This window comes from Pseudomonas sp. CGJS7, assembly GCF_036961695.1.
In genome coordinates this window covers 59,571-83,777 of the sequence record NZ_JBAMDI010000040.1, presented here as the reverse complement: position 1 = coordinate 83,777, position 24,207 = coordinate 59,571, and the positions used below count along the sequence as shown (strand labels likewise).

The window sequence follows — 24,207 nt, the reverse complement described above, 5'->3', positions numbered from 1 at the left end:
CAGAAGCGCTGTCAACCATCATCTCAACCGCTGGCGATCATTTGATCGTAGCCCTTTCAGTACCTTCAGAACTGTCTAACTCATTGAATTTCAAGGAGTTTGTCGTTCCGTTGTCGCTGGAAGTGGGGCGCATTATAAGGGGATTCGAGAGGGCGTCAACCTTTAATTTCAAGAAAGTGAAATATAAGGGGAAAAGACCGTATGGGGGCTGCCAAGTGTTCGCCACAACAGTTTCAGCGCCTGTGAGATCGAGCGCCGCCCGCGCGGCGCTTCGCGGGTAAACCCGCTCCTACGTTTGTTTCGGGCCAATTATGCCTGTGGGATTCGCGCGCGAACGCTTTGGTGCCTGTCTCAATATCGCGTCTTACCAACAAGGCGGTCGCGCGCGCCAGGCACAGGAGGGACTGGCCCGAAACAAACGTAGGAGCGGGTTTACCCGCGAAGCGCCGCGCGGGCGGCGCTCGATCTCATAGGCGATGAATGTCTCAAGCCGGACGCGGGCGGCGCTCGATCTCATAGGCGGTGAATGTCTCAAGCCGGACGCGCGCGGCGCTCGATCTCACAGGCGCTGCAGGGGTTATGGCAGACACATCTCACCGCCAAAACCACCTCAAGACATACCCACCACACCTCCCCCTACAACAGCAACAACCAACCCCCAAAAACAAAGCGGGGAGGCCTGACGGCCTCCCCGCTTCATCTACTTCCCTTACAGGCTAGGGAATGCAAACTGCGACGCTTCATGGCTGGCCCGCTGCGGCCACCGCTGGGTAATGGCCTTACGACGGGTATAGAAGCGCACACCATCCGGGCCATAGGCATGCAGGTCACCAAACAGCGAACGCTTCCAGCCACCAAAGCTGTGGTAGGCCACCGGCACCGGCAGCGGTACGTTCACACCCACCATACCCACTTCGATCTCGTCGCAGAACAGACGGGCCGCTTCACCGTCACGGGTAAAGATGCAGGTGCCGTTGCCATACTCGTGATCGTTGATCAGCTGCATGGCCTGCTCCAGGCTATTCACACGGACCACGCACAGCACCGGGCCAAAGATCTCCTCTTTATAGATGCGCATCTCCGGGGTCACATTGTCGAACAGGGTGCCACCTACAAAGTAGCCATCTTCATTACCCGCCACACGGAAGCCACGGCCATCCACCACCAGCTTGGCGCCAGCAGCAACACCGTCATCGATGTAACCCACGACCTTGTCACGCGCTGCCGCAGTCACCAGCGGGCCCATGTCCAGGCCGCACGAGGTGCCGGCACCAATCTTCAGCGCCTTGATCTGTGGCTCCAGCTTGGCAATCAGGGCGTCAGCCACTTGGTCGCCCACGCACACGGCTACCGAAATGGCCATGCAACGCTCGCCACACGAGCCGTAAGCCGCGCCCATCAGTGCACTGACTGCGTTGTCCAGGTCGGCATCCGGCATCAGCACCGCGTGGTTCTTCGCGCCCCCCAGGGCTTGTACACGCTTGCCACGCTTGGTGCCTTCGGCATAGATGTACTCGGCGATCGGGGTCGAACCCACGAAGCTCAGTGCTTTGACTTCCGGCGCTTCGATCAGCGCATCCACCGCTTCCTTGTCACCGTGCACGACGTTGAGGATGCCCTTCGGCAGGCCGGCTTCCAGCAGCAACTGGGCAATGTACAGGGTCGAGCTCGGGTCACGCTCGGAAGGCTTGAGGATGAAAGCGTTGCCGCAGGCGATGGCCAGCGGGTACATCCACAGCGGCACCATGGCCGGGAAGTTGAATGGGGTGATACCGGCAACCACGCCCAGCGGCTGGAAGTCGGACCAGGCGTCGATGTTCGGACCGACGTTACGGCTGTACTCCCCCTTCAGCACTTCTGGGGCTGCACACGCAAACTCGACGTTCTCGATACCACGCTTCAGTTCGCCGGCGGCGTCTTCCAGGGTCTTGCCGTGCTCTTCGCTGATCATCTGCGAAATCTTGGCTTCGTTCTGCTCCAGCAGTTGCTTGAAGCGGAACATCACCTGGGCGCGCTTGGCCGGAGGGGTGTTGCGCCAGGCCGGGAAGGCTGCCTTGGCCGAGTCGATCGCTTCCTGCACGGTTGCGCGGCTGGCCAGTTCGACCTTGCGAACGGCCTGGCCAGTGGACGGGTTGAAGACATCGGCGGTGCGCTCACCCTTGGTAACCAGTTCGCCGTGAATCAGGTGCTGAACAATGCTCATGCAAAACTCCAGATAAACAAAGGAGAGCCAGGCGCACGCTGCGGGCGCCTGGCATCAATATCGGAAAGATCAGTCGATCAGGTTCAGGGTTTCGCCTACCGCATCGAACAGGAGGTCCAGTTCCTGCGGCTTGGTATTGAAGGTTGGGCCGAACTGCAGGGTGTCGCCACCAAAGCGTACATAGAAGCCGGCTTTCCACAGCTTCATGGCCGCTTCGTATGGGCGAACGATGGCATCACCGTCACGGGCGGCGATCTGGATGGCGCCGGCCAGGCCGTAGTTACGGATATCGACGATATTCTTGGTGCCCTTCACGCCGTGCAGCAGCTTCTCGAAATGCGGCGCCAGTTCAGCCGCGGACTGCACCAGGTTTTCCTTCTGCAGCAGGTCCAGCGCGGCGAGACCGGCGGCACAGGCTACCGGGTGCGCCGAGTAGGTGTAGCCGTGTGGGAATTCCACGGCGTATTCCGGGGTCGGCTGGTTCATGAAGGTCTGGTAGATCTCGCTGCTGGCAATCACTGCGCCCATCGGGATGGCGCCGTTGGTCACCTGCTTGGCGATGCACATCAGGTCCGGGGTAACGCCGAAGGCTTCCGAGCCGGTCATCGCCCCCATGCGGCCGAAGCCTGTGATCACTTCGTCGAAGATCAGCAGAATGTTGTGCTGGGTGCAGATTTCACGCAGGCGCTTCAGGTAACCCTTTGGCGGCGGCAGCACACCGGCCGATCCGGCCAGCGGCTCGACGATGACTGCTGCGATGTTGGAGGCATCGTGCAGCTCGATCAGCTTGAGCATTTCGTCAGCCAGCGCGATACCGCCCTCTTCCGGCAAGCCTTTCGAGAAGGCGTTCACCGGCAATACAGTGTGAGGCAGGTGGTCGACGTCCAGCAGTTGGCCAAACATCTTGCGGTTACCGTTGACGCCACCCAGGCTGGTACCCGCGATGTTCACGCCATGGTAACCACGGGCACGGCCGATGATCTTGGTCTTGGTTGCCTGGCCTTTCAGGCGCCAGTAGGCACGCACCATCTTCAGTGCGGTATCGGCGCACTCGGAACCGGAGTTGGTATAGAAGACGTGATTCAGATTGCCCGGAACCAGCTCGGCGATCTTTTCCGCCAACTGGAACGACAGCGGGTGGCCGAACTGGAACGCTGGGGAGTAGTCCAGCGTACTCAGTTGACGGGTCACCGCGTCGGCGATTTCCTTGCGAGTGTGCCCTGCGCCGCAGGTCCACAGGCCGGACAGGGCGTCGAAGATCTTGCGCCCGTGGTCATCGATCAGGTAGTTGCCTTCGGCCGCCACGATCAGGCGTGGGTCGCGCTGGAAGTTGCGGTTGGCGGTGTAGGGCATCCAGTGGGCGTCCAGCTTGAGCTGGCTGGCGATACCGGCAGGACCAGTTTCGGGCATGTTCATCGGCGGTTCCTCGGAAGACGATTAGGCAACGATGGATGTTGTTGCAGCTAAATTGGCACGGCGATAGAGTCTGAAAAAGCCTACATTTCTAACCTTCAGACAGGCCGTGACTAAACTAATGAGCCGACGCCCCGATCCACTCGCCCAAGTCAGCGATTTCGACATCCGCCTGCTGAAGATCTATCGCAGCGTCGTCGAGTGCGGTGGCTTCTCGGCTGCCGAAAACGTACTGGGCATTGGTCGCTCGGCCATCAGCCAGCAGATGAACGACCTCGAGCAACGCCTTGGCCTGCGCCTGTGTCAGCGCGGCCGCGCCGGTTTCTCGCTGACGGAGGAAGGCCGCGAGGTCTACCATTCAGCCCTGCAACTGCTCAGCGCGCTGGAAAGCTTCCGCACCGAGGTCAACGGCCTGCACCAGCATTTGCGCGGCGAGCTGAACATCGGCCTGACCGACAATCTGGTGACACTGCCGCACATGCGTATCACCCATGCCCTGGCGGAACTCAAGGATCGGGGCCCTGATGTGCGCATCCAGATCCGCATGATCGCCCCCAGCCAGGTCGAGCACGGCGTGCTCGACGGCAGCCTGCACGTTGGCGTCGTACCACAGACCAGCCCGTTATCGGGGCTTGAGTATCAACCGTTGTACAGCGAACGCTCGCTGCTGTACTGCGCGGTTGGCCACCCGCTGTTCTACGCCGACGACCAGCAGATAGACGACGAGCGCCTCAACAGCCAGGAAGCCATCACCCCCACCTTCCGCCTGCCGGCCGACATCCAGGCGCACTACCAGGCGCTGAATTGCACAGCCAGTGCTTCTGACCGCGAGGGCATGGCGTTTCTCATCCTTACCGGGCGCTATATCGGCTACCTGCCCGACCACTACGCCATGTTCTGGGTGCAGCAAGGCCGTTTGCGTGCGCTCAAACCCAAGGAGCGTTTTTATGACCTGAGCCTGAGCTGGGTTACCCGCAAAGGCCGGCGCCCCAACCTGGTGTTGGAAAGCTTCCTCGAAAGCCTGGCTGCGACACGTTGATGCCTGTCTGTGCCGCAAACGCTTGTCACTTCGGCACAGGCAGGTAATCTTGTCCCACAGCCGCAGCCACTGCACCGTACGGAATCGTCCATGACCCTAGAAGTCCCTGCGCATCGCCTCTCCGCCTCGGGCAAGCCCGCGGGCCGTATCCGCCAGAAGAACGAACAGGCCATTATCCAGGCCGCCGAAGATGAATTCGCCCGCCATGGTTTCAAGGGCACCAGCATGAACACCATCGCCCTCAAGGCGGGGTTGCCCAAGGCTAACCTGCATTACTACTTCACCAACAAGCTGGGCCTGTACATCGCCGTGCTCAGCAACATCATCGAGTTGTGGGACAGCACCTTCAACGCCTTGAGCGTCGATGACGACCCCGGTGAAGCCCTGAGCCAGTACATCCGCACCAAGATGGAGTTCTCCCGGCGCAACCCGCAAGCTTCGCGCATTTTCGCCATGGAAGTGATCAGCGGTGGCACCTGCCTGACCGAATACTTCAGTGCCGACTACCGCGAATGGTTCCGCGGCCGTGCTGCGGTATTCCAGGCCTGGATCGAAGCAGGCAAGATGGACCCGGTCGACCCCGTACACCTGATCTTCCTGCTCTGGGGCAGCACCCAGCACTACGCTGACTTCGCCACCCAGATTTGCCAGGTGACTGGCCGCAGCCGCCTGACCAAGCAGGACATGGAAGACGCGAGCAACAACCTTATCCACATCATTTTGAAGGGCTGCGGCATCAAGCCGGCTGCCTGACTGTCCTTTATGCCTTCTACCCTGCTCGACCTCTGCGAATACCGCGAGGAAATCCGCAAAAGCCGCTTCATCACCCTCGCCGGGCCGATCAGCAGCGCCGCCGAAGCGATGAGTTTCATCGAACGCCACAGCGACCTGGCCGCTACCCACAACTGCTGGGCCTGGAAACTCGGCGCGCAGTACCGCAGCAGTGACGACGGCGAACCCGGCGGCACTGCAGGGCGGCCGATACTGGCGGCCATTGAAGCGCAGGACTGCGACCAGGTGGTGGTGCTGGTGATCCGTTGGTACGGCGGCATCCAGCTGGGTACCGGCGGCCTGGCCAGAGCCTATGGCGGCGGCGCCAACAAGTGCCTGCAACAGGCGCCCAAGCGCCTACTGGTGCAGCGCAGCCACTTCAGCTGCAGTTGCAGTTTCAGCGAACTGGCGCTGGTGAAGTTGCGCCTGGCCGAGATTGACGGCCTGGTCCTGGATGAACAGTTCACCGCCAATGGTGTGGACCTGGTGATTGCCCTCGGTGACGCCCACCTGGCGCCATTGCAACAGCAACTGGCGGACCTGAGCCGCGGGCGTATTTTGCTCGAAGCACGCTGAACATTGCCCACAACAACTGTGGGCCTGCCTGTGGATAAGCTTGGGGCACTCTCTTGCAGGCTAGTGATTTCGAGGCCCCCAGAGCTTTGATCATATTTTGATCACTATTTGATGACAGTCGTAAACTGCTGAATGTGCGCGACTTATCCCCAGCGAACCGCCCATCCAAGCCGCACCCCGCTTGCTCACCTTGCACACAATAACTGTGGACCAGCTTGTGGATAACCCGTGCGCCAACAGGCGAAGCGCCCGGCCCCGCAAGGCCCAGACAAAACTGACCATTTTTTAACCAGACGCAAACCAGGCACGCGTATTCGCCGTGACGTATGCTCAATTCCTTTCTCCTACACCGATAAAGGAATGTTCCTATGGCCAATTCAAGAACTGCCCTCATCATCGGCGCCTCGCGCGGCCTTGGCCTGGGCTTGGTACAACGCCTGCACGAAGACGGTTGGCACATCACTGCCACCGTCCGTAACCCGCAGCAGCCCGGCGCCCTGGCGAACGTGCCCGGCGTGCATATCGAGCAGCTGGAAATGAACGACACCGTTCAGCTCGACAGCCTGAGGCAACGCCTGCAAGGCCAGGTGTTCGACCTGATATTCGTCAACGCCGGGGTCATGGGCCCCCTGCCGCAAGACCTGGAGGCAGTCCACAACAGCGACATTGGCGATCTGTTCATGACCAACGCTGTGGCGCCGATACGCGTGGCTCGCCGCCTAGTGGGTCAAATACGCGAAGGCAGTGGTGTGCTGGCCTTCATGAGCTCGATCCTGGGAAGCGTCACCATCCCCGACGGTGGCGAAATCTGCCTGTACAAGGCCAGCAAGGCGGCACTGAACTCGATGATCAACAGCTTCTTTGTTGAGCAGCAGCGCCCGGACCTGTGCGTGCTGGCCATGCACCCGGGCTGGGTGAAAACCGACATGGGTGGCGAAAACGCCGATATCGATGTGCTCACCAGCACCCGCGGCATGATCGAACAGATCAAGGCCCAAAGCGGCAAGGGCGGCCTGCGCTTCATCAACTACAAGGGCGAGCCCTTGGTCTGGTGATTCACCAGGTCGCAGCCCGGCTGGGCGCATTGCCCGGCCGGCCCCTGTAGAATGGCCGCAACCGTACCTGATTGAGATGAACCACTATGTATGACTGGTTGAACGCCCTGCCCAAGGCCGAACTGCACCTGCACCTGGAAGGCTCACTGGAGCCCGAGTTGCTGTTCGCCCTGGCCGAGCGCAACAAGATCGCCTTGCCCTGGGCCGATGTGGAGACCTTGCGCGGTGCCTATGCCTTCAACAACCTGCAGGAGTTCCTCGACCTGTATTACCAGGGCGCCGACGTGCTGCGCACCGAGCAGGACTTCTACGACCTGACCTGGGCCTACCTGCAACGCTGCAAGGCCCAGAACGTGATCCACACCGAACCCTTCTTCGACCCGCAGACCCACACCGACCGCGGCATTGCTTTCGAAGTGGTGCTCAACGGCATCAGCCAGGCGCTCAAGGATGGCCGCGAGCAACTGGGCATCAGCAGCGGCCTGATCCTCAGCTTCCTGCGCCACCTCAGCGAGGATGAAGCGCAAAAGACCCTCGATCAGGCATTGCCGTTCCGCGATGCGTTCATTGCCGTAGGCCTGGACAGCTCGGAGATGGGCCACCCACCCAGCAAGTTCCAGCGTGTGTTCGACCGCGCCCGTAGCGAAGGCTTCGTCGCCGTTGCCCATGCTGGCGAAGAAGGCCCGCCTGAGTACATCTGGGAAGCCCTCGACCTGCTGAAGATCAAACGTATCGACCATGGCGTGCGCGCCATCGAAGACGAGCGCCTGATGCAGCGCATCATCGACGAGCAGATCCCGCTCACGGTGTGCCCGCTTTCCAACACCAAGCTCTGCGTGTTCGACCACATGAGCCAGCACAACATCCTCGACATGCTCGAGCGTGGTGTGAAAGTCACGGTCAACTCGGACGACCCGGCCTACTTCGGAGGCTACGTCACGGAGAACTTCCACGCTCTGCATACCCACTTGGGCATGACCGAAGACCAGGCACGTCGCCTGGCGCAGAACAGCCTGGACGCACGGCTGGTTTGAGTAGCATGACGACGTTGCGCTCAACCGACCTGCAACGTCGCCACGCGGGCTATGCGATTGATCTGCTGGATACCCAGCGCCGAAATATGCAATGCCCGCGAGTCCTCCAACTCACGCATCCAGCCAGATTGCAGGAACAACCTGAACAAGGCCTGGCCCAGTACGCCACCCAGATGCGGGCCCTGGTCATTCCATTCGGTGCAGCGGCAGATCACGCAACCTCGTTGCTGGTGTGGCGCCAGGGCATCGATGTACACCCCGACCAAGGCCAACTGCGCCCGCCCCTCGTCACTGACCCTCAAGTGCCGTCCGCTGCCTTCCAACCAGCCAGCCACCACCATGCGATGGTACAGCTCACTGGCCAACTCCCCACCCAGGTGATCGCCACATCGGCGCGCCCGGCGCATCGACAGCGGCAGCGATGATACCGGCGTTTCGGCACGCTCTCCCCTGGCGCTTTCCAGCTGTACGCTGGCCAAGGCCTCTACCGCTGCTCCGACCTGCGGGGTAGCCAGGCAGAAGTAACGTTTGCGGCCCCTGGCTTCATGCCTGAGCAAACCGGCCGACGACAGCAGCGAAAGATGTGCGCAGGCTGATGATGAAGTCAGGCCAGTCATTATCGCGAGCTCATTGGCCAACCGTGGTGTGCCATCGATCAATGCCCACAACATGGCACTGCGCTTGGGGTCGGCCATCAGGCTGGCAATTTGGCTGATACTGCTGGCTGCGTTCATGTCCTTGTAACTCCCTGCAAGTTCACGGTGGGGATGCGATGGCCAACCCTGCCAGGGAAGCGCCTCTCGCTGGCACTGGCCTGGCTCGCCAGTATAAGCCGCAGAAAAACGCCGGTCAGACGACCAGGTGCCGTCGTACTCATGACGAAAAACCACTGGGTATGCCTACCCATGGCAAGCAGCGAAGCGGCTTCGAAAACGCCCCGGAACCAAGTCAACCAAGGCACCGGTACGCCCACACAAACGCGCTGAAACATCTTGATGAAAACAAACTTGCAGCCATTTCAGATGTGGCCCACAGCAACCTTCCACAAATAGCGCGAAACAAAGCGAAGGTTCTGCGGGTTTGCGGGCATTGCGCCCAAAGTAGGAAACACCACCAGGGAAATGCGCACACTTACCGTCAGTCAGGACGCTGAAGCCGTGTCATGGCAGGCTGGCGGGCCAGCGCTACACTTGAGCGGCTCCCCTTCCTGGAGGTATGCCGCGATGAAAATTATCGTAAGTGCGTCGAGCCGAAACCCCGCCTGCCCCTGGCAAGTCCAGCTCGATCAGCATGTGGTCAGTTTCCGCAGCGAGGCTGAGGCGCGCGCCTTCGTCGCCACGCTGGAAACCCGGCTGCAGGCACCTCACCCGCTCATGCGGGAGCCTTGGCCTGCAGACGCCGGGTCAACAGCGCGACACTGACCACAAGCGCCCCGCACAGGCTGATCACGATTGCCATTGGCACCGCACTGCCATCATGCAGCAGCCCGACCAGCGCCGCAGCACCCGCAGCTACGCTGAACTGCACGCAGCCCATCAGTGCCGACGCGCTGCCGGCACGCGCGCCCTGTCCACTCATGGCGCAGGCCGAAGCATTGGGAATGATGCAACCAAGGCTGGCGATGCAGATGAACAGCGGCACCAGTAGCGGCCACAATTGCGCAGGGCGCAACGCCGCCACGCCCAACAGCACCAGGCCCGCAACCAGATACAGCCACACCGCACGGCCCAGCAGGAAGGCCGGCCCGCGTTTGGCCAGCAGGCGGGCGTTCACCTGCGCCACCAGAATAAAACCTGCGGCGTTGGTACCGAACAGCCAGCCGTAGTGCTCAGCGGGCACGCCATACAGTTTGATGAACACGAAAGGTGAACCGGCGATATAGGCGAACATGCCGGCAATGGCGATACCGCCGGTCAGGGCATGGCCGAGGAAAACCCGGTCAGCCAGCAGCCGCAGGTATTGGCGTAAAGCGCCAGATAGCGGTTGGCGGGGTATATGCTCGGGCAGGCTTTCCGGCAGGCCCAGGCTTACCGCAAGCAGGCAGCCAGCACTGAACAGGCTCAGAGCAAGGAAGATCGACTGCCAGCCGGCCAGGTTCACCAGCACCCCACCCAGCATCGGTGCCAGGATCGGCGCCAAGCCCATGACCAGCATCAGTTGCGAAAACACTTTGGCTGAAGCTACCGGGTCGCACTTGTCGCTGACGATGGCCCGCGAAAGCACCATGCCGGCACAACCACCCAGTGCCTGGATGAAACGCGCCACCACCAAGGTATCGAGGTTGGGGGCGTAGGCACAGGCCAGTGATGCCAGGGTGAACAGCGTAACGCCGAACATCAACGGTTTGCGTCGGCCAAAGCGGTCGGCAACCGGCCCATAGGCCAACTGCCCGATAGACAGGCCCAGGAAGTAGGCGGCCAACGTGGCCTGGACGTGTTTTTCATCGGTGGCGAACGCTTGCGCCATGGCCGGAAAGGCTGGCAGGTAGAAGTCGATCGCCAAGGGCCCGAACGCACTGAGTGCGCCCAGGATGAGCACCATTCGCAGGTTCATCAGGAATCCATAGCAGGCTAAGCAAGTGACTGATTCTACCTGCTGTGGACCCTGTCAATGTGAAAAGATTTGCAACACTGTTAGCCCCGGAGGGAGCAATCAGGTCTTCAGGCGAGTTCAGCCTGATACCCCTCATCCCGAATCGCAGTGAGGATCTGCTCCTGCGCCAACTCGCTCTGCACACGCACCTGTTTGCCCGCCAGATCAACTTCCACCCTGGCTGCCGCATCCTGCTCCTGCACCGCGCGGGTCACGGCTTTCACGCAATGGCCGCAGGTCATGCCTTGCACATTGAACACTTGCATGGGGGTTACCTCCTTCAGGTTTTTCACAAGTTTCAAGCTTGCCATCAGGGCAAGGTCAAGCCCTGCCTGCAACACCCGGGGTGGAAATCCGCGTCCGCGTCGGCCAAGCTGCGCCTTTGACGATCAGGCAAGCAGGAGATTTTTCATGTTCAGGGCAGCATTGGGCGTCGTCGGGCTCTTGGGCGCGCTGGCTGTGGTGCCACCGGCATTCGCCGAGGGCAACTCGACCTACAGCGTACTGATCATTTCCCGGGAGCGCCTGGAAGTGGCCACCAGTTGCGAAATCGGCGTGTACCTCAACGACCAGCTTTCCGGGCGCGTTTTCCAGGAGCAGTCCACCTCGTTCAACCTGCCGCCTGGCCCGGTGGATGTGCGCCTGCGCCTGCTGCCTGGGCAAATGCCGGGTTGCGCCGCAGGTATAGAGGACCAGCGCAGCACGCGTTTGAATCTGCAGGCGGGCCAGATCAACAAATACCGCATCGCCATGGGGCAATATGGGCTGGAGTTGAAACGAGCCGACCTGGGCTATTGACCTTGCCTGCGTGGCAAGGTTGATGCTGGAGACCTGTCCAAGGAGGAGAGCCATGCCCGCATCCACCACATACGACCTGCCGATCTCCGGCATGACCTGCGCCAGCTGTGCTGGCCGGGTCGAGCGCGCCCTGCGCAAGGTCACCGGCGCTGAACAGGTCAGCGTAAACCTCACCACTGAAAAAGCTCGGGTTCTGGCCCCGCCTGCCAGCCTGCCAGCCTTGGTCGAAGCCGTGCGCGAGGCCGGTTACGGGGTACCAACCCGCACCCTCGAACTGCAGATAGGCGGCATGACCTGCGCCAGTTGTGTCGGCCGAGTAGAGCGCGCCCTGGGCAAATTGGCCGGGGTCGAGCAGGTCAGCGTCAACTTGGCCAGCGAACGCGCGCACCTCGAAGTGCTTGCCGCCCTTGATGACAACCTGCTGATCGACGCTGTGCAGAAGGCAGGCTACAGCGCCAGCCTGCCGCAATCGACCAAGGACGACCAAAGCGCTGTCCAGCGCCGCCTGCGCAACGAGCGCCTGGCAGTCGGTGCAGCCTTGCTGTTGGCCCTGCCGCTGGTATTACCCATGCTGGTACAACCGTTCGGCTTGCACTGGATGCTACCCGCCTGGGCGCAGTTCCTGCTGGCCACACCCGTGCAGTTCATTCTCGGTGCCCGCTTCTACATTGCAGCCTGGAAGGCCGTGCGCGCCGGCGCCGGCAACATGGACCTGCTGGTGGCCCTGGGCACCAGCGCTGGTTATGGCCTGAGCCTGTACCAATGGGCACAGGCTCCCGCCGGCATGGCTCCGCACCTGTACTTCGAAGCCTCAGCCGTGGTGATTGCCCTGGTATTGCTGGGCAAGTACCTGGAAAGCCGCGCCAAACGCCAGACCGCCAGTGCCATCCGAGCCCTCGAAGCCCTGCGCCCGGAACGCGCCCTGCGCGTGGTCGACGGCGTGGAAGAGGACGTGGCCATCGCCCAGTTGCGCGTGGGCGACCTGGTACTGGTCAAGCCCGGCGAACGCTTCCCGGTCGACGGCGTGGTCGAAGACGGCAGCAGCCATGCCGATGAGGCCCTGATCAGCGGCGAGAGCCTGCCAGTGCCCAAGCAACCCGGCGACAGCGTCACCGGTGGCGCCATCAATGGCGAAGGCCGGCTGCTGGTGCGTACCCAGGCACTGGGCACCGAGACCGTGCTGGCGCGCATCATCCGCCTGGTGGAAGACGCCCAGGCCGCCAAAGCGCCGATCCAGAAGCTGGTCGACCGTGTCAGCCAGGTGTTCGTCCCGGCCGTGCTGGTACTGGCGCTGATCACCCTGATTGGCTGGTGGCTGGCTGGGGTACCGCTGGAAACCGCGCTGATCAACGCCGTCGCCGTGCTGGTCATCGCCTGCCCCTGCGCCCTCGGCCTGGCCACGCCCGCCGCGATCATGGCCGGCACCGGGGTCGCCGCCCGCCACGGCATCCTGATCAAGGATGCCGAAGCTCTGGAGCGTGCCCATGCGGTCAACCGCGTAGTGTTCGACAAAACCGGTACCCTCACCTCCGGCAGCCCGCGGGTGGTTCACAGCCAGGCGCTGGACGGCAACAGTGCCGACCTTCACCGCCTGGCCGGCGCCCTGCAGCGCGGGAGTGAACACCCGCTGGCCAAGGCGGTACTGGTGGCCTGTGCAGAGCAAGGGCTGGACGTGCCAACCGTTGCCGACAGCCAGTCACTGACCGGGCGCGGCATTGCCGGGCGCGTTGAAGGCCGTGAACTGGCGCTGGGCAACCGCCGACTGCTTGACGAAAGCGGTCTGCAGCCCGGCGATTTGGCCGCCCAGGCCCAGGCCTGGGAAGCGGAAGGGCGCACACTGTCGTGGCTGATCGAGCGCGGCGCGCAACCGAGAGTCGTGGGCCTGTTCGCCTTTGGTGACAGCCTCAAGCCTGGCGCCGCGCAGGCCATCGAAACCCTGCACACCCAACACATCAGCAGCCACCTGCTGACCGGTGACAACCGTGGCAGCGCCAAAGTGGTTGCCGAGGCACTGGGCATCGACGATGTGCACGCCGAAGTGCTACCGGCCGACAAGGCCGCGACCGTGGCCGCGCTCAAGCAGGATGGGGTGGTCGCCATGGTTGGCGATGGCATCAACGATGCACCGGCGTTGGCCGCGGCCGACATCGGCATTGCCATGGGTGGCGGTACCGATGTGGCCATGCAGGCCGCCGGCATCACCCTGATGCGTGGCGACCCGCGTCTGGTGCCCGCCGCGCTGGAAATCAGCCGCAAAACCTACGCGAAGATCCGCCAGAACCTGTTCTGGGCCTTCATCTACAACCTGATCGGCATTCCGCTCGCCGCGCTGGGTTACCTCAACCCGGTACTGGCAGGTGCCGCCATGGCCCTGTCCAGTGTCAGCGTCGTCAGCAATGCACTGTGGCTTAAAACGTGGAAACCCACCAGCAGCACCCAGGAGGCGCCATGAACATCGGCCAGGCCGCCCGCCGCAGCGGGCTCAGCACCAAGATGATCCGTTACTACGAGTCCATCGGCCTGCTCAAACCCGCCACTCGCAGCGACAGCGGCTACCGCCTGTACCAGGCGCAAGACTTGCACAACCTGGCCTTCATCAAACGCTCCCGCGACCTGGGCTTTTCCCTCGAGGAGGTCGGCAAGTTGCTGACCTTGTGGCAGGACCGCCAACGTGCCAGCGCCGATGTGAAGGCGCTGGCCATGCACCACATCGATGAACTGAACCGGCGTATCGAGGAGCTGGTGAGCCTGCGCGACACCCTCGGCGAGCTGGTTTCGCACTGTCAGGGTGACGACCGCCCGGACTGCCCGATCCTCAAAGACCTGGCCAATGGTGCTGCAGGCAGCTGCTGTCACTGAGCTGCCACGAGCGTTTGGCATGCCATAAATGTCCAAACACGACCGATTAGTCACCAACCACGACTTTATCCAATAAATACGGGCGTTTTGGCTTCATAAAACCCGGATGCTGCCGATGTAGATGCTACCTGCCTCGTGTGTCGAAAATAACAATTCCGGGAGCGTCGATGAGCATCAAACAGAAATTGACCTGGGCATTCGCGGTCATCGCCGGCTTGCCCATCGTTCTGGTGGCCACCCTGGTGGTCATCAACCTGCGCGGCGAAGCCCGCGACGGATTCCTCGACAGCAGCAGCCGGGAAATCCGCCAGGTCAGCAATGCGATGAACATCTTCTTCCAGGGGATCAACCAGAACGTCGAGTACATGGCTTCCCAGCCAATGGTTGCCGCCACGGGCAGCGAGCTGAACAAGTACATGAGCGCAACCCCGTCTTACGAACTGGGCGAGCAGGCCAGCAAAATTCTCGACTTCATGACTCGCCTGGCCAACTCACATCCCGCCTACGCCTACCTGTCCTACGGGGTGAATGACGGCGGCTACACCGGCTGGCCGGCCGGCCAGAAGTTTGTCAATTATGACCCACGCACCCGCCCCTGGTACCAACTTGCCATGGCCAACCCTGGCAAGACACTGCGTACCGGTGCCTACTACTGGGCCGCCGACGATGCGGTGCTGGTCAGCACCGTGCGCACCGTGGCCAACCAGCTGGGCAACCCCGGCGGCGTGGTCAACATCGACGTGTCGCTCAAGGGTCTGACCGAGATCGTCAAGCAGATCAAACTGGGCGAAAGCGGCTACCTGATGCTGGTGGAAAGCAACGGCAACGTGATGGTCGACCCGCGCGACGCCACCCACAATTTCAAGCAGCTGGGAAGCTTTGGCGACGGTTATGCCAAGCTGGCCAAAGCCGGCAAAGGCCTGGTCGAGGTCGAACTCAATGGCGTGCACTACATGGCCAACGTCTACCCCGACCAGCAGCTGGGCTGGACCTTCATCGGCCTGATCGAACAAAGCGAAGTGATGCAGACCACCACCCGGCTCACCTGGCTGATCGGTGTCATCGCTGTGGTGTTGGCCGCGCTGTTCGCGGTGGTCGGTGCGGCCTTCGCCAAACTGATCGTGCGCCCGATCAACAGCGTCACCAATGGCCTGGAAGACATTGCCCAAGGTGAGGGTGACCTGACCCGCAACCTGGAAATCCGCGGCCGCGACGAAACCGCGCAACTGGCCAACTGGTTCAACCAGTTCCTCGGTGCCATTCGCAGCCTGATCCAGCACATCGGCACTGCTGCCAGCAAGATCCTCAGCACGTCCAGCAGCTCGACCCGCGTCTCCAGCGACATGGCCGAGGCGGCCGGCCGCCAGCGCGAAGCCGTGGACATGGTTTCCACCGCATTCCACGAAATGGTCGCCACCGCCAATGAAGTGGCACGGTCCTGCAGCCAGGCGGCGCAGTCGGCCGACAGCGGCCAGCAGCAGGCCCGCGAAGGGCAGCAGCAGATCGATGCGGCGGTACACAGCGTTGATCGCCTGAGCCACGAAATCGAGCAATCGGCCCAGTCGATCCAACAGCTGGAGCGTGACAGCAACGCCATTCAGTCGATCCTCGGCACCATCCGTTCGATTGCCGAACAGACCAACCTGCTGGCCCTGAACGCCGCCATCGAAGCGGCCCGTGCCGGTGAACAGGGCCGCGGCTTTGCCGTGGTGGCCGACGAAGTGCGGGCGCTGGCCAAGCGTACTGCCGACTCCACCGCCGAAATCGACGGTTTGCTGGGCAACCTGGCCAGCCGTACCGCCGAAGTGGCCGAGCAGATGCACGCCAGCCTGGAAGTGTCGCAGCAGTCGGTCAGCCGCATTGGCCTGGCCCGCGACAGCTTCGGGCAGATCCGTGAGTCGGTGGACGTGATCCGCGACATGAACACCCAGATCGCCACGGCCGCCGAAGAGCAGCATCAGGTGGCTGAGGACATCAACCGGCACATCAGCCAGATTCACGGGGATGCGCAGTTGGTGGCCGAGCTGGCCCAGGCGGCGCGCCAGGACTCCGAGAGCCTGGCTGGGCTGTCCAATGAGCTGGATACGCTGGTGCGCAGGTTCCGCACCTGATGATGCATGGCCTGTGCCGGCCCTTTTCGCGGGTGGTAACGCGCCCTCCGTAGGCGCGGGTTTACCGCGAAGAGGCCGGCACAAGTAACCCTGAACTAAAGCTTCAACTCCCCCGGTGTCGCGCCAAACAGCTGCTTGAATGCCGCAATGTAGGCCGAGGTGGAGTCATACCCACACCCCAGCGCCGCCTCGGTCACATTCTCCCCCGCCTCCAGCAACGCCAGCGACGACAACAGCCGCATGCGCTGGCGCCAATTACGAAAGCTCAAGCCGGTCTCCCGTTGAAACAGCCGCATCAGCGTCTTCTCCGAACACCCCAGCTCCCGCGCCCACTGCTGCAAGGTCTGCGGCTGGTCTGGTGCAGCGATCAAGCCATTGCACAGCGCCAGCAAACCAGGGTGGCGGGGCAACGGCAGCGAAAAACCGACTTCCGGCAAGGTGCGCAACTGATCGAGCAGCACTGCCACCAGACGCGATTCGGCGCTGTCGTCCTCTGGGTAATCTGCCGGGAACAGGCAGAACTGCTTGATCAGCTCGCGCGCCAGCGGCGTGACTTCCAGCACTCGGCATTGTTCCGGCGCCCATGGGCAGGCATCGCGGCGCACATACAGGCTGCGCATCTCGGCTTGCATCGAGGTGACCACTTCATGCTCGGCATCGGCGGGGATCCACACCCCCCACTGCGGTGGGGCAAAGTAACTGCCGTCGCGTGTGTACACGCCAAGTACACCGCTGATGGCGTAGGAAAACTGTACCCAGTCGTGCTGGTGGCGAGTCGTCCAGGAACCGGCGCCAAGGCTTTCGGCACGGGCGTAGAGCGGTCTGGGCAGGTGTTCCAGCGCGGGGATAGCGCGGGGGTGTCCGATGATCGGCATGGTATTTTCTTTTAGTTCTGACCAGACAAGCCTAACAGCTGGATCATGATCGAGGCACTCGCCGCCTCTGCCGTTACCCTGGAGGTGCTTCAACGCTCGACGATAACGGTCACCCCCTGCCCGCCTGCCGCACAGATCGAAATCAGCCCGCGCCCCTTACCCGCCGTCGCCAACAGCTTGGCCAGGTTGGCCAATATCCGCCCACCGGTTGCCGCAAACGGGTGCCCGGCCGCCAGCGAACTGCCCCTGACATTGAGTTTGCTGCGGTCGATCGCGCCAAGCGGCGCCTCCAGGCCCAACCGCTCACGGCAGTAATCGGCATCTTCCCAGGCCTTGAGCGTGCACAGCACCTGGGCCGCAAAGGCTTCGTGGATTTCGTAGTAGTCAAAGTCCTGCAGCGTCAGGCCATTGCGTGCCAGCAAGCGCGGCACGGCATACACCGGCGCCATCAACAACCCTTCGCGCCCCGTGACAAAATCCACCGCGGCGGTTTCGCCATCCACCAGATAGGCAAGCACCTGCAACCCCTGCTGCTGCGCCCACGCCTCGCTGCCCAACAGCACCAGCGAAGCACCATCGGTCAACGGCGTGGAATTACCCGCCGTCAACGTGCCCTGCCCGCTGCGGTCAAAGGCTGGTTTGAGTCCGGCCAACTGCTCAAGGCTCAGGTCGGGGCGCAGGTTGTTGTCCCGTGCCAGCGAAAGAAACGGCGTCAACAGGTCGTCCTGCCAACCCTCGGCATAGGCAGCGGCCAGCTTCTGGTGGCTAAGCAGCGCCAATTCGTCCTGCTCGGCGCGGCCAACGCGCCAGGTGTGGGCCATGCGCTCGCAATGCTCGCCCATCGACAACCCCGTACGCGGCTCGCTATTGCGTGGCAGCTCGGGTTTCAGGTGATGAGGCCGCAGCTTGAGGAAGGGCTTTAACCGTTCGCCAAGGCTTTTGCCACGGTTGGCCTGCAGCAATATATGGCGCAAGCCTTCGTTGACGGCGATCGGCGCATCGGAGGTGCTATCGACACCGCCTGCAATACCGCAGTCGATCTGCCCCAGGGCAATCTTGTTGGCTACCAGCAGCGCAGCCTCCAGCCCGGTACCACAGGCCTGCTGGATGTCATAGGCCGGGGTCTGCGGTGACAGGCGCGAACCCAACACGCACTCGCGGGTCAGGTTCATGTCGCGCGAGTGCTTGAGCACGGCACCGGCCACCACCTCGCCCAACCGCAGCCCGTGCAGGCGATAGCGTTCGATCAAGCCTTCAAGCGCGGCCGTGAGCATCGCCTGGTTGCTGGCTGTAGCGTAGGCGCCATTGGAGCGGGCGAAAGGGATCCGGTTGCCGCCCAGGATCGCGACCCGGCGAGTTGAACGCATGCGCGTGTTCCTCCTGAAACAATTTGTTCGGTACAGCCTAGGTGTTTTTACCGCATTCGAACGACCCTGCCGCAAAGTTGGTCCACACTTTCAAGCTTGCCTTTCGGGAGACCCCTCATGAGCGATCGCTACCTCGGTTTTGCCAACTCCAATCTCGGCCGCCGCCTCGTGGATGCCCTTGGCCTGCCACGCCCGGCGCCACTGGAGCGCTGGCAGGCTGGCCGCCTGCGGCCGGTGGAAGGTGCCCTGGTACTGGGTGGCGGGCCACTGGCGACGCAGGTCGAAGCCATCGCCCCGCGCCTCACTGACGAGGTATACAGCTTCAATGCCGACAACCTGCAGGCTGAAGCCTGGGTGGCCGGCCTGGGGCCGAAAATCAAGGCCGTGGTCTTCGATGCCAGTCACTTGTCCGACAGCGATGCACTGAAGCAGTTGCGTGAATTTTTCCAGCCGCTGTTACGCAGCCTGGCCCCATGCGCCCATGTACTGGTGCTGGGCCGTGCACCGGAAGGCCTCGACGACCCACTGGCCAGCGTTGCACAGCGTGCCCTTGAGGGCTTCAGCCGCTCACTGGCCAAGGAACTGCGCAATGGCGCGACTGCCCAGCTGCTGTATGTCGCCCCCGGTGCCGAAGATCAGCTGGAAGGCGCCCTGCGCTTCTTCCTCTCGCCGAAGAGTGCATTCATCTCTGGCCAGGTACTGCGCCTGCAAGCCTGCACCGGCCAGGTGGAGGACTGGACCCGCCCACTCGGCGGCCGCCGTGCGCTGGTCACGGGGGCTGCGCGCGGTATCGGCGCCGCCATTGCGGAAACCTTGGCACGGGACGGCGCCGATGTACTGCTGCTGGATGTACCGCAGGCCAGCCAGGACCTCGACGCCCTCGCTGCACGCCTCGGCGGCAAGGCACTGCCACTGGATATATGCGCTAGCGATGCGGCAACGCAACTGCTCGCGGCCCTGCCCGACGGCATCGATATCGTGGTGCACAACGCCGGTATCACCCGCGACAAGACGCTGGCCAACATGACGCCGGAATACTGGGACGCCGTGCTGGCCGTGAACCTCAAGGCACCGCAAGTGCTCACCCAGGCGTTGTATGACAACGGCGCGCTGGGGGAAAACGCGCGCATCACCCTGCTGGCCTCGGTCAGCGGCATTGCCGGCAACCGCGGGCAGGCCAACTATGCCGCGAGCAAGGCCGGGCTGATCGGCCTGGCCCAGGCCTGGGCGCCACGGCTCGCCGAGAGCGGTGGCAGCATCAACGCCATCGCCCCCGGCTTCATCGAAACCCACATGACTGCAGCCATGCCCATGGGCCTGCGCGAGGCGGGCCGGCGCTTGAGTTCGCTGGGCCAGGGTGGGCGCCCGCAGGATGTCGCCGAAGCCATTGCGTGGCTCAGCCAGCCAGGCTCCGGGTCGGTCAACGGCCAGGTGCTGCGGGTGTGCGGCCAGGCACTGATGGGGGCCTGAACATGAGCCGACAATGGCACGACCTGCACAACCCGGCCGCCCGCGCCAGCCTGTACCTGCGCGCAGCCAGCAAACGCTCCATCAGCGGCGACCGGCTGCCGGACGATGGCCTGCGCTGTTTCATGCGGGTCCAACCGGGCAATCTGGGTGCCTATCGAAGGCTTTGCCACTTTCCCGATGATGGCCGCCTGCCGGAGACCTATCCTCATGTGATGGCGTTTGCCCTGCAATTGCAGCTGATGACAGCCGATGATTTCCCCTTCCCGCTGCTGGGTCTGGTACACCTGCACAACCGCATCGAAGTGCTGCGCCCGCTTGGTGCTGTCGAAGGGCTGCGCTTTGCGGTGTACGCGCACAACCTGCAGCGCCATGCCAAAGGGGGCACCTTCGACCTGGTCACCGAGGCTGAAGATGGCATCGGCCTGCTCTGGCGCGAGACCAGCCGCATGTTGGTGCGTGGCTTGACCCTGGAAGGCGAGGCAAGTGAGCCCGCCGACACGGCGCCTGATTCATTGCCCGAGGCCACCCGCTGGTATGCCGACAGTGATATCGGCCGGCGATATGCCAAGGTGTGCGGGGATTACAACCCTATCCACCTCAGTGCTGTCAGTGCGCGGTTGTTCGGCTTTCCAACGGCCATTGCCCATGGCATGTGGACCAAGGCAATGGCCTTGGCCGCGCTGCGCGGGCACTTGCCGCACAGTGGCTTTGCCTTTGAGGTGGACTTCCGCAAGCCGGTCAGGTTGCCTTCAGAGGTGGTGCTCAGTGCCAGTGAAGCGGGCCCTTCGGGCCAACTGCGCCTGGACGGGCACGGGGACGTGCTGCATATGGTCGGCCGTTGGGAGTGCCTGTAGGGCCGGGCCTGTCCTGGCGGTATACGCTTGCTTTGCATCGGGCCTGGGCAGAAGCTATGCAGCAATAGGAGACCCCCGATGAACCTGCAAGAACTCACCCAACGCCTGCATCAGATCCGCGATACCAACGACTGGCGCGGCTTCCACAGCCCGAAGAACCTGGCCATGGCCGCCAGCGTCGAAATGGCCGAACTGGTAGAAATCTTCCAGTGGCTGAGCGAGGACGAATCGCGCCAGCTGCCTGCCGACAAACTCGCCCACGCCGGCCAGGAGATCGGTGACGTGGTGCTCTACCTGTTGCTGCTGTGCAGCGAACTGGGTCTGGACATGGACCAGGTGGTGCGTGCCAAGCTGGCCGACAGCGAGAGGCGCTTCGCCCGATGAACGACCGTCATTTCGATGAGCTGGCCACCCGCTTTGCCGAAAAGATCTATGGCGGCGCCAAGGGTGCGATCCGCCTGGCCGTGCTGCAGGCCGACCTGGCCGAAGCGCTACCCGACCGCCCGCTACGCATCCTCGACATCGGCGCCGGGTTGGGCCACATGGCCTTGTGGCTGGCCGAGCGCGGCCACCAGCTGACCCTGGCCGAACCTGCGGCGCCCATGCTCGACGGCGCCAAGGCACGCTTTGCCGAAGCCGGCCAGACCGCGACCTTCATCCAGGCGCCCTGGCAAGACCTGCTCGGCCAACTGACCGAGCGCTACGACCTGGTGCTCTGCCACGCCGTGCTCGAATGGCTGGCCGAACCCGAGAGCATCCTGCCGGTGCTGCACCAGCTCACGGCCCCCGACGGCTGGTTATCGCTGGCCTTCTACAACCGCGACGCCCTGGTCTATCGCAACCTGCTCAAGGGCCATTTCCGCAAGTTGCGCAGCAACCGGCTGGAAGGTGAAAAGCAGAGCCTGACCCCACAGAAACCGCTTGATCCACGCGAACTCAAGGCGCAACTTGAGCCTATGTGGCAGGTTGAAAGCGAAAGCGGCGTGCGGGTGTTTCACGACTATATGCCCAAGGAATTCCAGGGCAAGGCCGAGCTGCTCGACCTGTTGGAAATGGAACTGGCCCACCGTCGCCACCCCACCTTCGCCGGGCTTGGCCGCTACCTGCACTGGGTTTGCCGCCCCCGCTAATCCGCCGCGCCAGGAGGAACACATGCCGTACCGTCTGTTGTGCCTGGCCCTGCTGCCCATTGCCCTGGCTGGCTGCCAGGGCAGCAACCCTTATGTGGCCAGCAGCCGCCCGTTACCACCAGCCCCTGCCCAGGCGGCCACCACCTTCGACGCCAGTGCATACCCTGCGCCCGCTCGTGATTATGGGCACTACCGCAGCTGGAGCTGGCGCAACGGCCAGTTGCCCAGCGGCGCTGTCGATGCCGACCCGGCGCAACTGGCCGATGCCGTCAGCGGTGCGCTCGACCAGCATGGCCTGCGCCCCTCTCGCACAGGCCCTGGCGACTTGCTGGTGAGCGCCGATATGCGCCTGGAAAAACGCTTGCGCCAAGTGCGTGACTACGACACATACGACCCCTACTACGGGCCGTATCCCTATGGGGGGGTCGGCTATGGCGGCTACCGCCACGGTTATGGAGGCTATGCCAGCGTACCCATCGTGCGTACCTACGAGGTCGAAGTCCTGGTGGTGCGCATCGACCTGTACGACGCCCGCAGCGGCCAGCCGGTCTGGAGCGCCAGCGCCGAAAGCAGCAGCAACAAGGACTCGCCCCGCGAACGCGAAAGTGCCTTGCGCGATTCTGTGCACAAGGCACTCAGCGGCTATCCTCCCAGTTAATAGCTAACGGAGAACCATCATGTTGCGCCGTCTCGTTCTACTGTCATTCGCGTTAGTGCTCGCTGCCTGCTCGAGCAATAACGTCCAGCAGGATTTCGATGCCAGCCGCGATTTTGCCGCCTACCGTAGCTGGGCATGGCAGGAGCCGGGCCTGCAATACCGCCCGGATGACCCGCGGATCAAGAGCGACCTCACCGAGCAGCGCATTCGCCAGGCGGTGGCAGACCAACTCGACCAGCGCGGCCTGCGTCCGGTGCAAGGCGGAGCGCGGCCCGACCTGGCAGTACGCACATACCTGATCGTGGAGCAGCGCCAACAACAGATCACCACCAACTACGGCGGTGGCTGGGGTGGCTACTGGGGCGGCTACTGGGGTGGCCCGATGTACAACGAAACCCGCAGTGTCGACTACAAGGTCGCCACCATCCAGGTCGACATGTTCGATGGGCGTGACGGCAAGCTGGTATGGCGCGGCAGTGCCGAGCAGATCATGAACAACTACCCGCCAAGCCCGGAAGAACGTAACAGCGCAATCCGCAACACCGTGGCCAAGGTGCTGGGCAACTACCCACCGGGCAGCAAAAAATAGCGTTGGACCGCGGCTTTGCATGCACCGTGGCCCTGCGGGAGCGGGTTTACCCGCGAAGCAATTGACCCGGTGCATGGCACCGGCTTTGCGGATGTTCGCGGGTGAACGCACGCCTACATAGATGGCGATTCCGAGTACGACTGCGTCACCGACCTGGCCTGTGTCAACTACGACAAAATCCATTCCACGCACGCCTTTTTTCCGATGCCAACCGCACTCCCCCGCACGTTCCCGTCTATCTTCTTTTAAGGAAACCTGACTGACCGGGTAGAAGTGTTCAACATTTGGGAAAGGCGACCTGCCAATGCAAAGCATTGTTCTCCTGCTGTGGCTTGCCTTGTGCTCCGAACAGGATGTGCGTCAACGCCAGATATCCAACGTGCTGACCCTGGGGGCGGCTGGCTGCGCCCTGGCCTGGCTGTTCAGCACCGGTCACAGCTGGATAGGCGCCGAAGCCAGCGAGGCCGGTTGGGCGCTGGCCATCGTCATGCTGCTGACCCTGCCAGGCTACATGCTCGGCCGCTTCGGCGCCGACGACGTCAAGCTGATGGGCGCCCTGGCCCTGGCCACCAGCCCGCAATATGTGCTCGGCACCTTCATTGGCGCGGGTGTCACTGTACTGGTCTGGCTACTGACCCGCCGCCGCCTGTGGACTCTGCTCAACCCCAAGGTAAAGAAGCGTTTGCAGGCCCTGACCGAAGAAATGGGCGACAAGCAGGCATTCGTCCCCTATGTGTTATCAGGTTTTCTTCTAACGGCCGTATGGATCCAATAACCCTTCCAGTGGTCCGATGACTTGTACAGACCTTGTAC

25 protein-coding genes and 1 pseudogene are annotated in these 24,207 nt (G+C 62.8%); 19 read left to right on the top strand and 7 right to left on the bottom strand.

Features of this window, described 5'->3' with window-relative positions:
- The coding region (locus V7787_RS23345; protein ID WP_336089732.1) for a hypothetical protein at nt 1-281 on the top strand (281 nt) is incomplete at its 5' end.
- A gap of 428 nt (nt 282-709) precedes the next feature.
- Here V7787_RS23345 and V7787_RS23340 read toward each other — a convergent pair.
- Entirely contained in the window at nt 710-2,203 is a 1,494-nt protein-coding gene (locus V7787_RS23340) for a CoA-acylating methylmalonate-semialdehyde dehydrogenase (protein WP_064493232.1), read from the bottom strand.
- A 69-nt stretch (nt 2,204-2,272) separates the two neighbouring features.
- A complete protein-coding gene (locus V7787_RS23335; protein ID WP_064493233.1) occupies nt 2,273-3,619 on the bottom strand; it encodes an aspartate aminotransferase family protein in 1,347 nt (448 codons plus the stop codon).
- Nucleotides 3,620-3,737: 118 nt separating this feature from the next.
- On the opposite strand from V7787_RS23335, the gene V7787_RS23330 reads away from it, so the two are divergent.
- From V7787_RS23330 to V7787_RS23310, 5 genes are all read left to right on the top strand, one after another.
- Nucleotides 3,738-4,655 (top strand): LysR family transcriptional regulator, encoded by a 918-nt coding sequence (locus V7787_RS23330; RefSeq protein ID WP_014755221.1) that lies wholly within the window; start codon nt 3,738-3,740, stop codon nt 4,653-4,655.
- A 90-nt stretch (nt 4,656-4,745) separates the two neighbouring features.
- Nucleotides 4,746-5,408 (top strand): TetR/AcrR family transcriptional regulator, encoded by a 663-nt coding sequence (locus V7787_RS23325; RefSeq protein ID WP_003255279.1) that lies wholly within the window; start codon nt 4,746-4,748, stop codon nt 5,406-5,408.
- A 9-nt stretch (nt 5,409-5,417) separates the two neighbouring features.
- On the top strand, nt 5,418-6,002 hold the full coding sequence (locus tag V7787_RS23320; RefSeq protein ID WP_003255280.1) for an IMPACT family protein: 585 nt from the start codon (nt 5,418-5,420) through the stop codon (nt 6,000-6,002).
- Between the two features lie 368 nt (nt 6,003-6,370).
- Nucleotides 6,371-7,057, top strand: coding sequence for an SDR family oxidoreductase (locus tag V7787_RS23315; protein WP_064493234.1), 687 nt, complete (start codon nt 6,371-6,373; stop codon nt 7,055-7,057).
- An 86-nt stretch (nt 7,058-7,143) separates the two neighbouring features.
- On the top strand, nt 7,144-8,091 hold the full coding sequence (locus tag V7787_RS23310) for an adenosine deaminase (RefSeq protein WP_010951862.1): 948 nt from the start codon (nt 7,144-7,146) through the stop codon (nt 8,089-8,091).
- Between the two features lie 20 nt (nt 8,092-8,111).
- Here V7787_RS23310 and V7787_RS23305 read toward each other — a convergent pair whose 3' ends face one another.
- Complete coding sequence (locus V7787_RS23305; protein ID WP_053868202.1) at nt 8,112-8,825, bottom strand: ArsR/SmtB family transcription factor; 714 nt, start codon at nt 8,823-8,825, stop codon at nt 8,112-8,114.
- Between the two features lie 489 nt (nt 8,826-9,314).
- Here V7787_RS23305 and V7787_RS23300 point away from each other — a divergent pair, with 489 nt between their 5' ends.
- Entirely contained in the window at nt 9,315-9,512 is a 198-nt protein-coding gene (locus tag V7787_RS23300; protein ID WP_080574868.1) for a hypothetical protein, read from the top strand.
- Here the strand turns inward: V7787_RS23300 and V7787_RS23295 are convergent.
- Nucleotides 9,463-10,644 carry a multidrug effflux MFS transporter gene (locus V7787_RS23295; protein WP_003255285.1) on the bottom strand — a complete coding sequence of 394 codons (1,182 nt, stop codon included), beginning with the start codon at nt 10,642-10,644 and terminating at the stop codon, nt 9,463-9,465. The two genes, V7787_RS23300 and V7787_RS23295, sit on opposite strands and share 50 nt — an antisense overlap.
- 107 nt (nt 10,645-10,751) lie before the next feature.
- On the bottom strand, nt 10,752-10,949 hold the full coding sequence (locus tag V7787_RS23290; protein ID WP_014589568.1) for a heavy-metal-associated domain-containing protein: 198 nt from the start codon (nt 10,947-10,949) through the stop codon (nt 10,752-10,754).
- Nucleotides 10,950-11,094: 145 nt separating this feature from the next.
- On the opposite strand from V7787_RS23290, the gene V7787_RS23285 reads away from it, so the two are divergent.
- The 5 genes and pseudogenes from V7787_RS23285 to V7787_RS53125 all read left to right on the top strand — a co-directional run bounded on the left by V7787_RS23285 (nt 11,095) and on the right by V7787_RS53125 (nt 16,451).
- The gene (locus V7787_RS23285) at nt 11,095-11,481 is read left to right on the top strand and encodes a hypothetical protein (RefSeq protein ID WP_064493235.1); all 387 of its coding nucleotides are present in this window, start codon (nt 11,095-11,097) and stop codon (nt 11,479-11,481) included.
- Nucleotides 11,482-11,533: 52 nt separating this feature from the next.
- Nucleotides 11,534-13,933: a heavy metal translocating P-type ATPase gene (locus V7787_RS23280; protein ID WP_064493236.1), complete on the top strand. Its 2,400-nt coding sequence runs from the start codon at nt 11,534-11,536 to the stop codon at nt 13,931-13,933.
- Complete coding sequence (gene cueR, locus V7787_RS23275) at nt 13,930-14,340, top strand: Cu(I)-responsive transcriptional regulator (protein WP_004576995.1); 411 nt, start codon at nt 13,930-13,932, stop codon at nt 14,338-14,340. The genes V7787_RS23280 and cueR overlap by 4 nt, the downstream gene beginning before the upstream one ends.
- A 167-nt stretch (nt 14,341-14,507) precedes the next feature.
- Nucleotides 14,508-15,593, top strand: a pseudogene (locus V7787_RS53130) (HAMP domain-containing protein); the annotation flags it as partial.
- A gap of 90 nt (nt 15,594-15,683) precedes the next feature.
- Nucleotides 15,684-16,451: a methyl-accepting chemotaxis protein gene (locus V7787_RS53125; RefSeq protein WP_370688781.1), complete on the top strand. Its 768-nt coding sequence runs from the start codon at nt 15,684-15,686 to the stop codon at nt 16,449-16,451.
- Nucleotides 16,452-16,546: 95 nt separating this feature from the next.
- On the opposite strand, the gene V7787_RS23265 is transcribed toward V7787_RS53125, so the two are convergent.
- Both V7787_RS23265 and V7787_RS23260 read right to left on the bottom strand, forming a co-directional pair.
- Entirely contained in the window at nt 16,547-17,326 is a 780-nt protein-coding gene (locus V7787_RS23265; protein ID WP_003255291.1) for an AraC family transcriptional regulator, read from the bottom strand.
- Nucleotides 17,327-17,415: 89 nt separating this feature from the next.
- Nucleotides 17,416-18,693 carry an acetyl-CoA C-acetyltransferase gene (locus V7787_RS23260; protein ID WP_064493237.1) on the bottom strand — a complete coding sequence of 426 codons (1,278 nt, stop codon included), beginning with the start codon at nt 18,691-18,693 and terminating at the stop codon, nt 17,416-17,418.
- A gap of 117 nt (nt 18,694-18,810) precedes the next feature.
- On the opposite strand from V7787_RS23260, the gene V7787_RS23255 reads away from it, so the two are divergent.
- From V7787_RS23255 to V7787_RS23225, 7 genes are all read left to right on the top strand, one after another.
- Nucleotides 18,811-20,163 carry a 3-oxoacyl-ACP reductase gene (locus tag V7787_RS23255; protein ID WP_064493238.1) on the top strand — a complete coding sequence of 451 codons (1,353 nt, stop codon included), beginning with the start codon at nt 18,811-18,813 and terminating at the stop codon, nt 20,161-20,163.
- A gap of 2 nt (nt 20,164-20,165) precedes the next feature.
- The gene (locus V7787_RS23250; RefSeq protein WP_064493239.1) at nt 20,166-21,017 is read left to right on the top strand and encodes a MaoC family dehydratase; all 852 of its coding nucleotides are present in this window, start codon (nt 20,166-20,168) and stop codon (nt 21,015-21,017) included.
- A gap of 78 nt (nt 21,018-21,095) precedes the next feature.
- On the top strand, nt 21,096-21,401 hold the full coding sequence (locus tag V7787_RS23245) for a MazG-like family protein (RefSeq protein WP_003255298.1): 306 nt from the start codon (nt 21,096-21,098) through the stop codon (nt 21,399-21,401).
- Nucleotides 21,398-22,147, top strand: a complete 750-nt coding sequence (locus V7787_RS23240; protein WP_064493240.1) for a methyltransferase domain-containing protein — start codon at nt 21,398-21,400, stop codon at nt 22,145-22,147. The genes V7787_RS23245 and V7787_RS23240 overlap by 4 nt, the downstream gene beginning before the upstream one ends.
- A gap of 22 nt (nt 22,148-22,169) precedes the next feature.
- Entirely contained in the window at nt 22,170-22,805 is a 636-nt protein-coding gene (locus V7787_RS23235) for a DUF4136 domain-containing protein (protein WP_064493241.1), read from the top strand.
- 19 nt (nt 22,806-22,824) lie between these two features.
- Entirely contained in the window at nt 22,825-23,394 is a 570-nt protein-coding gene (locus tag V7787_RS23230; protein ID WP_012051095.1) for a DUF4136 domain-containing protein, read from the top strand.
- Nucleotides 23,395-23,698: 304 nt separating this feature from the next.
- Entirely contained in the window at nt 23,699-24,169 is a 471-nt protein-coding gene (locus V7787_RS23225; protein WP_010951848.1) for an A24 family peptidase, read from the top strand.
- Nucleotides 24,170-24,207: the final 38 nt, after the last annotated feature.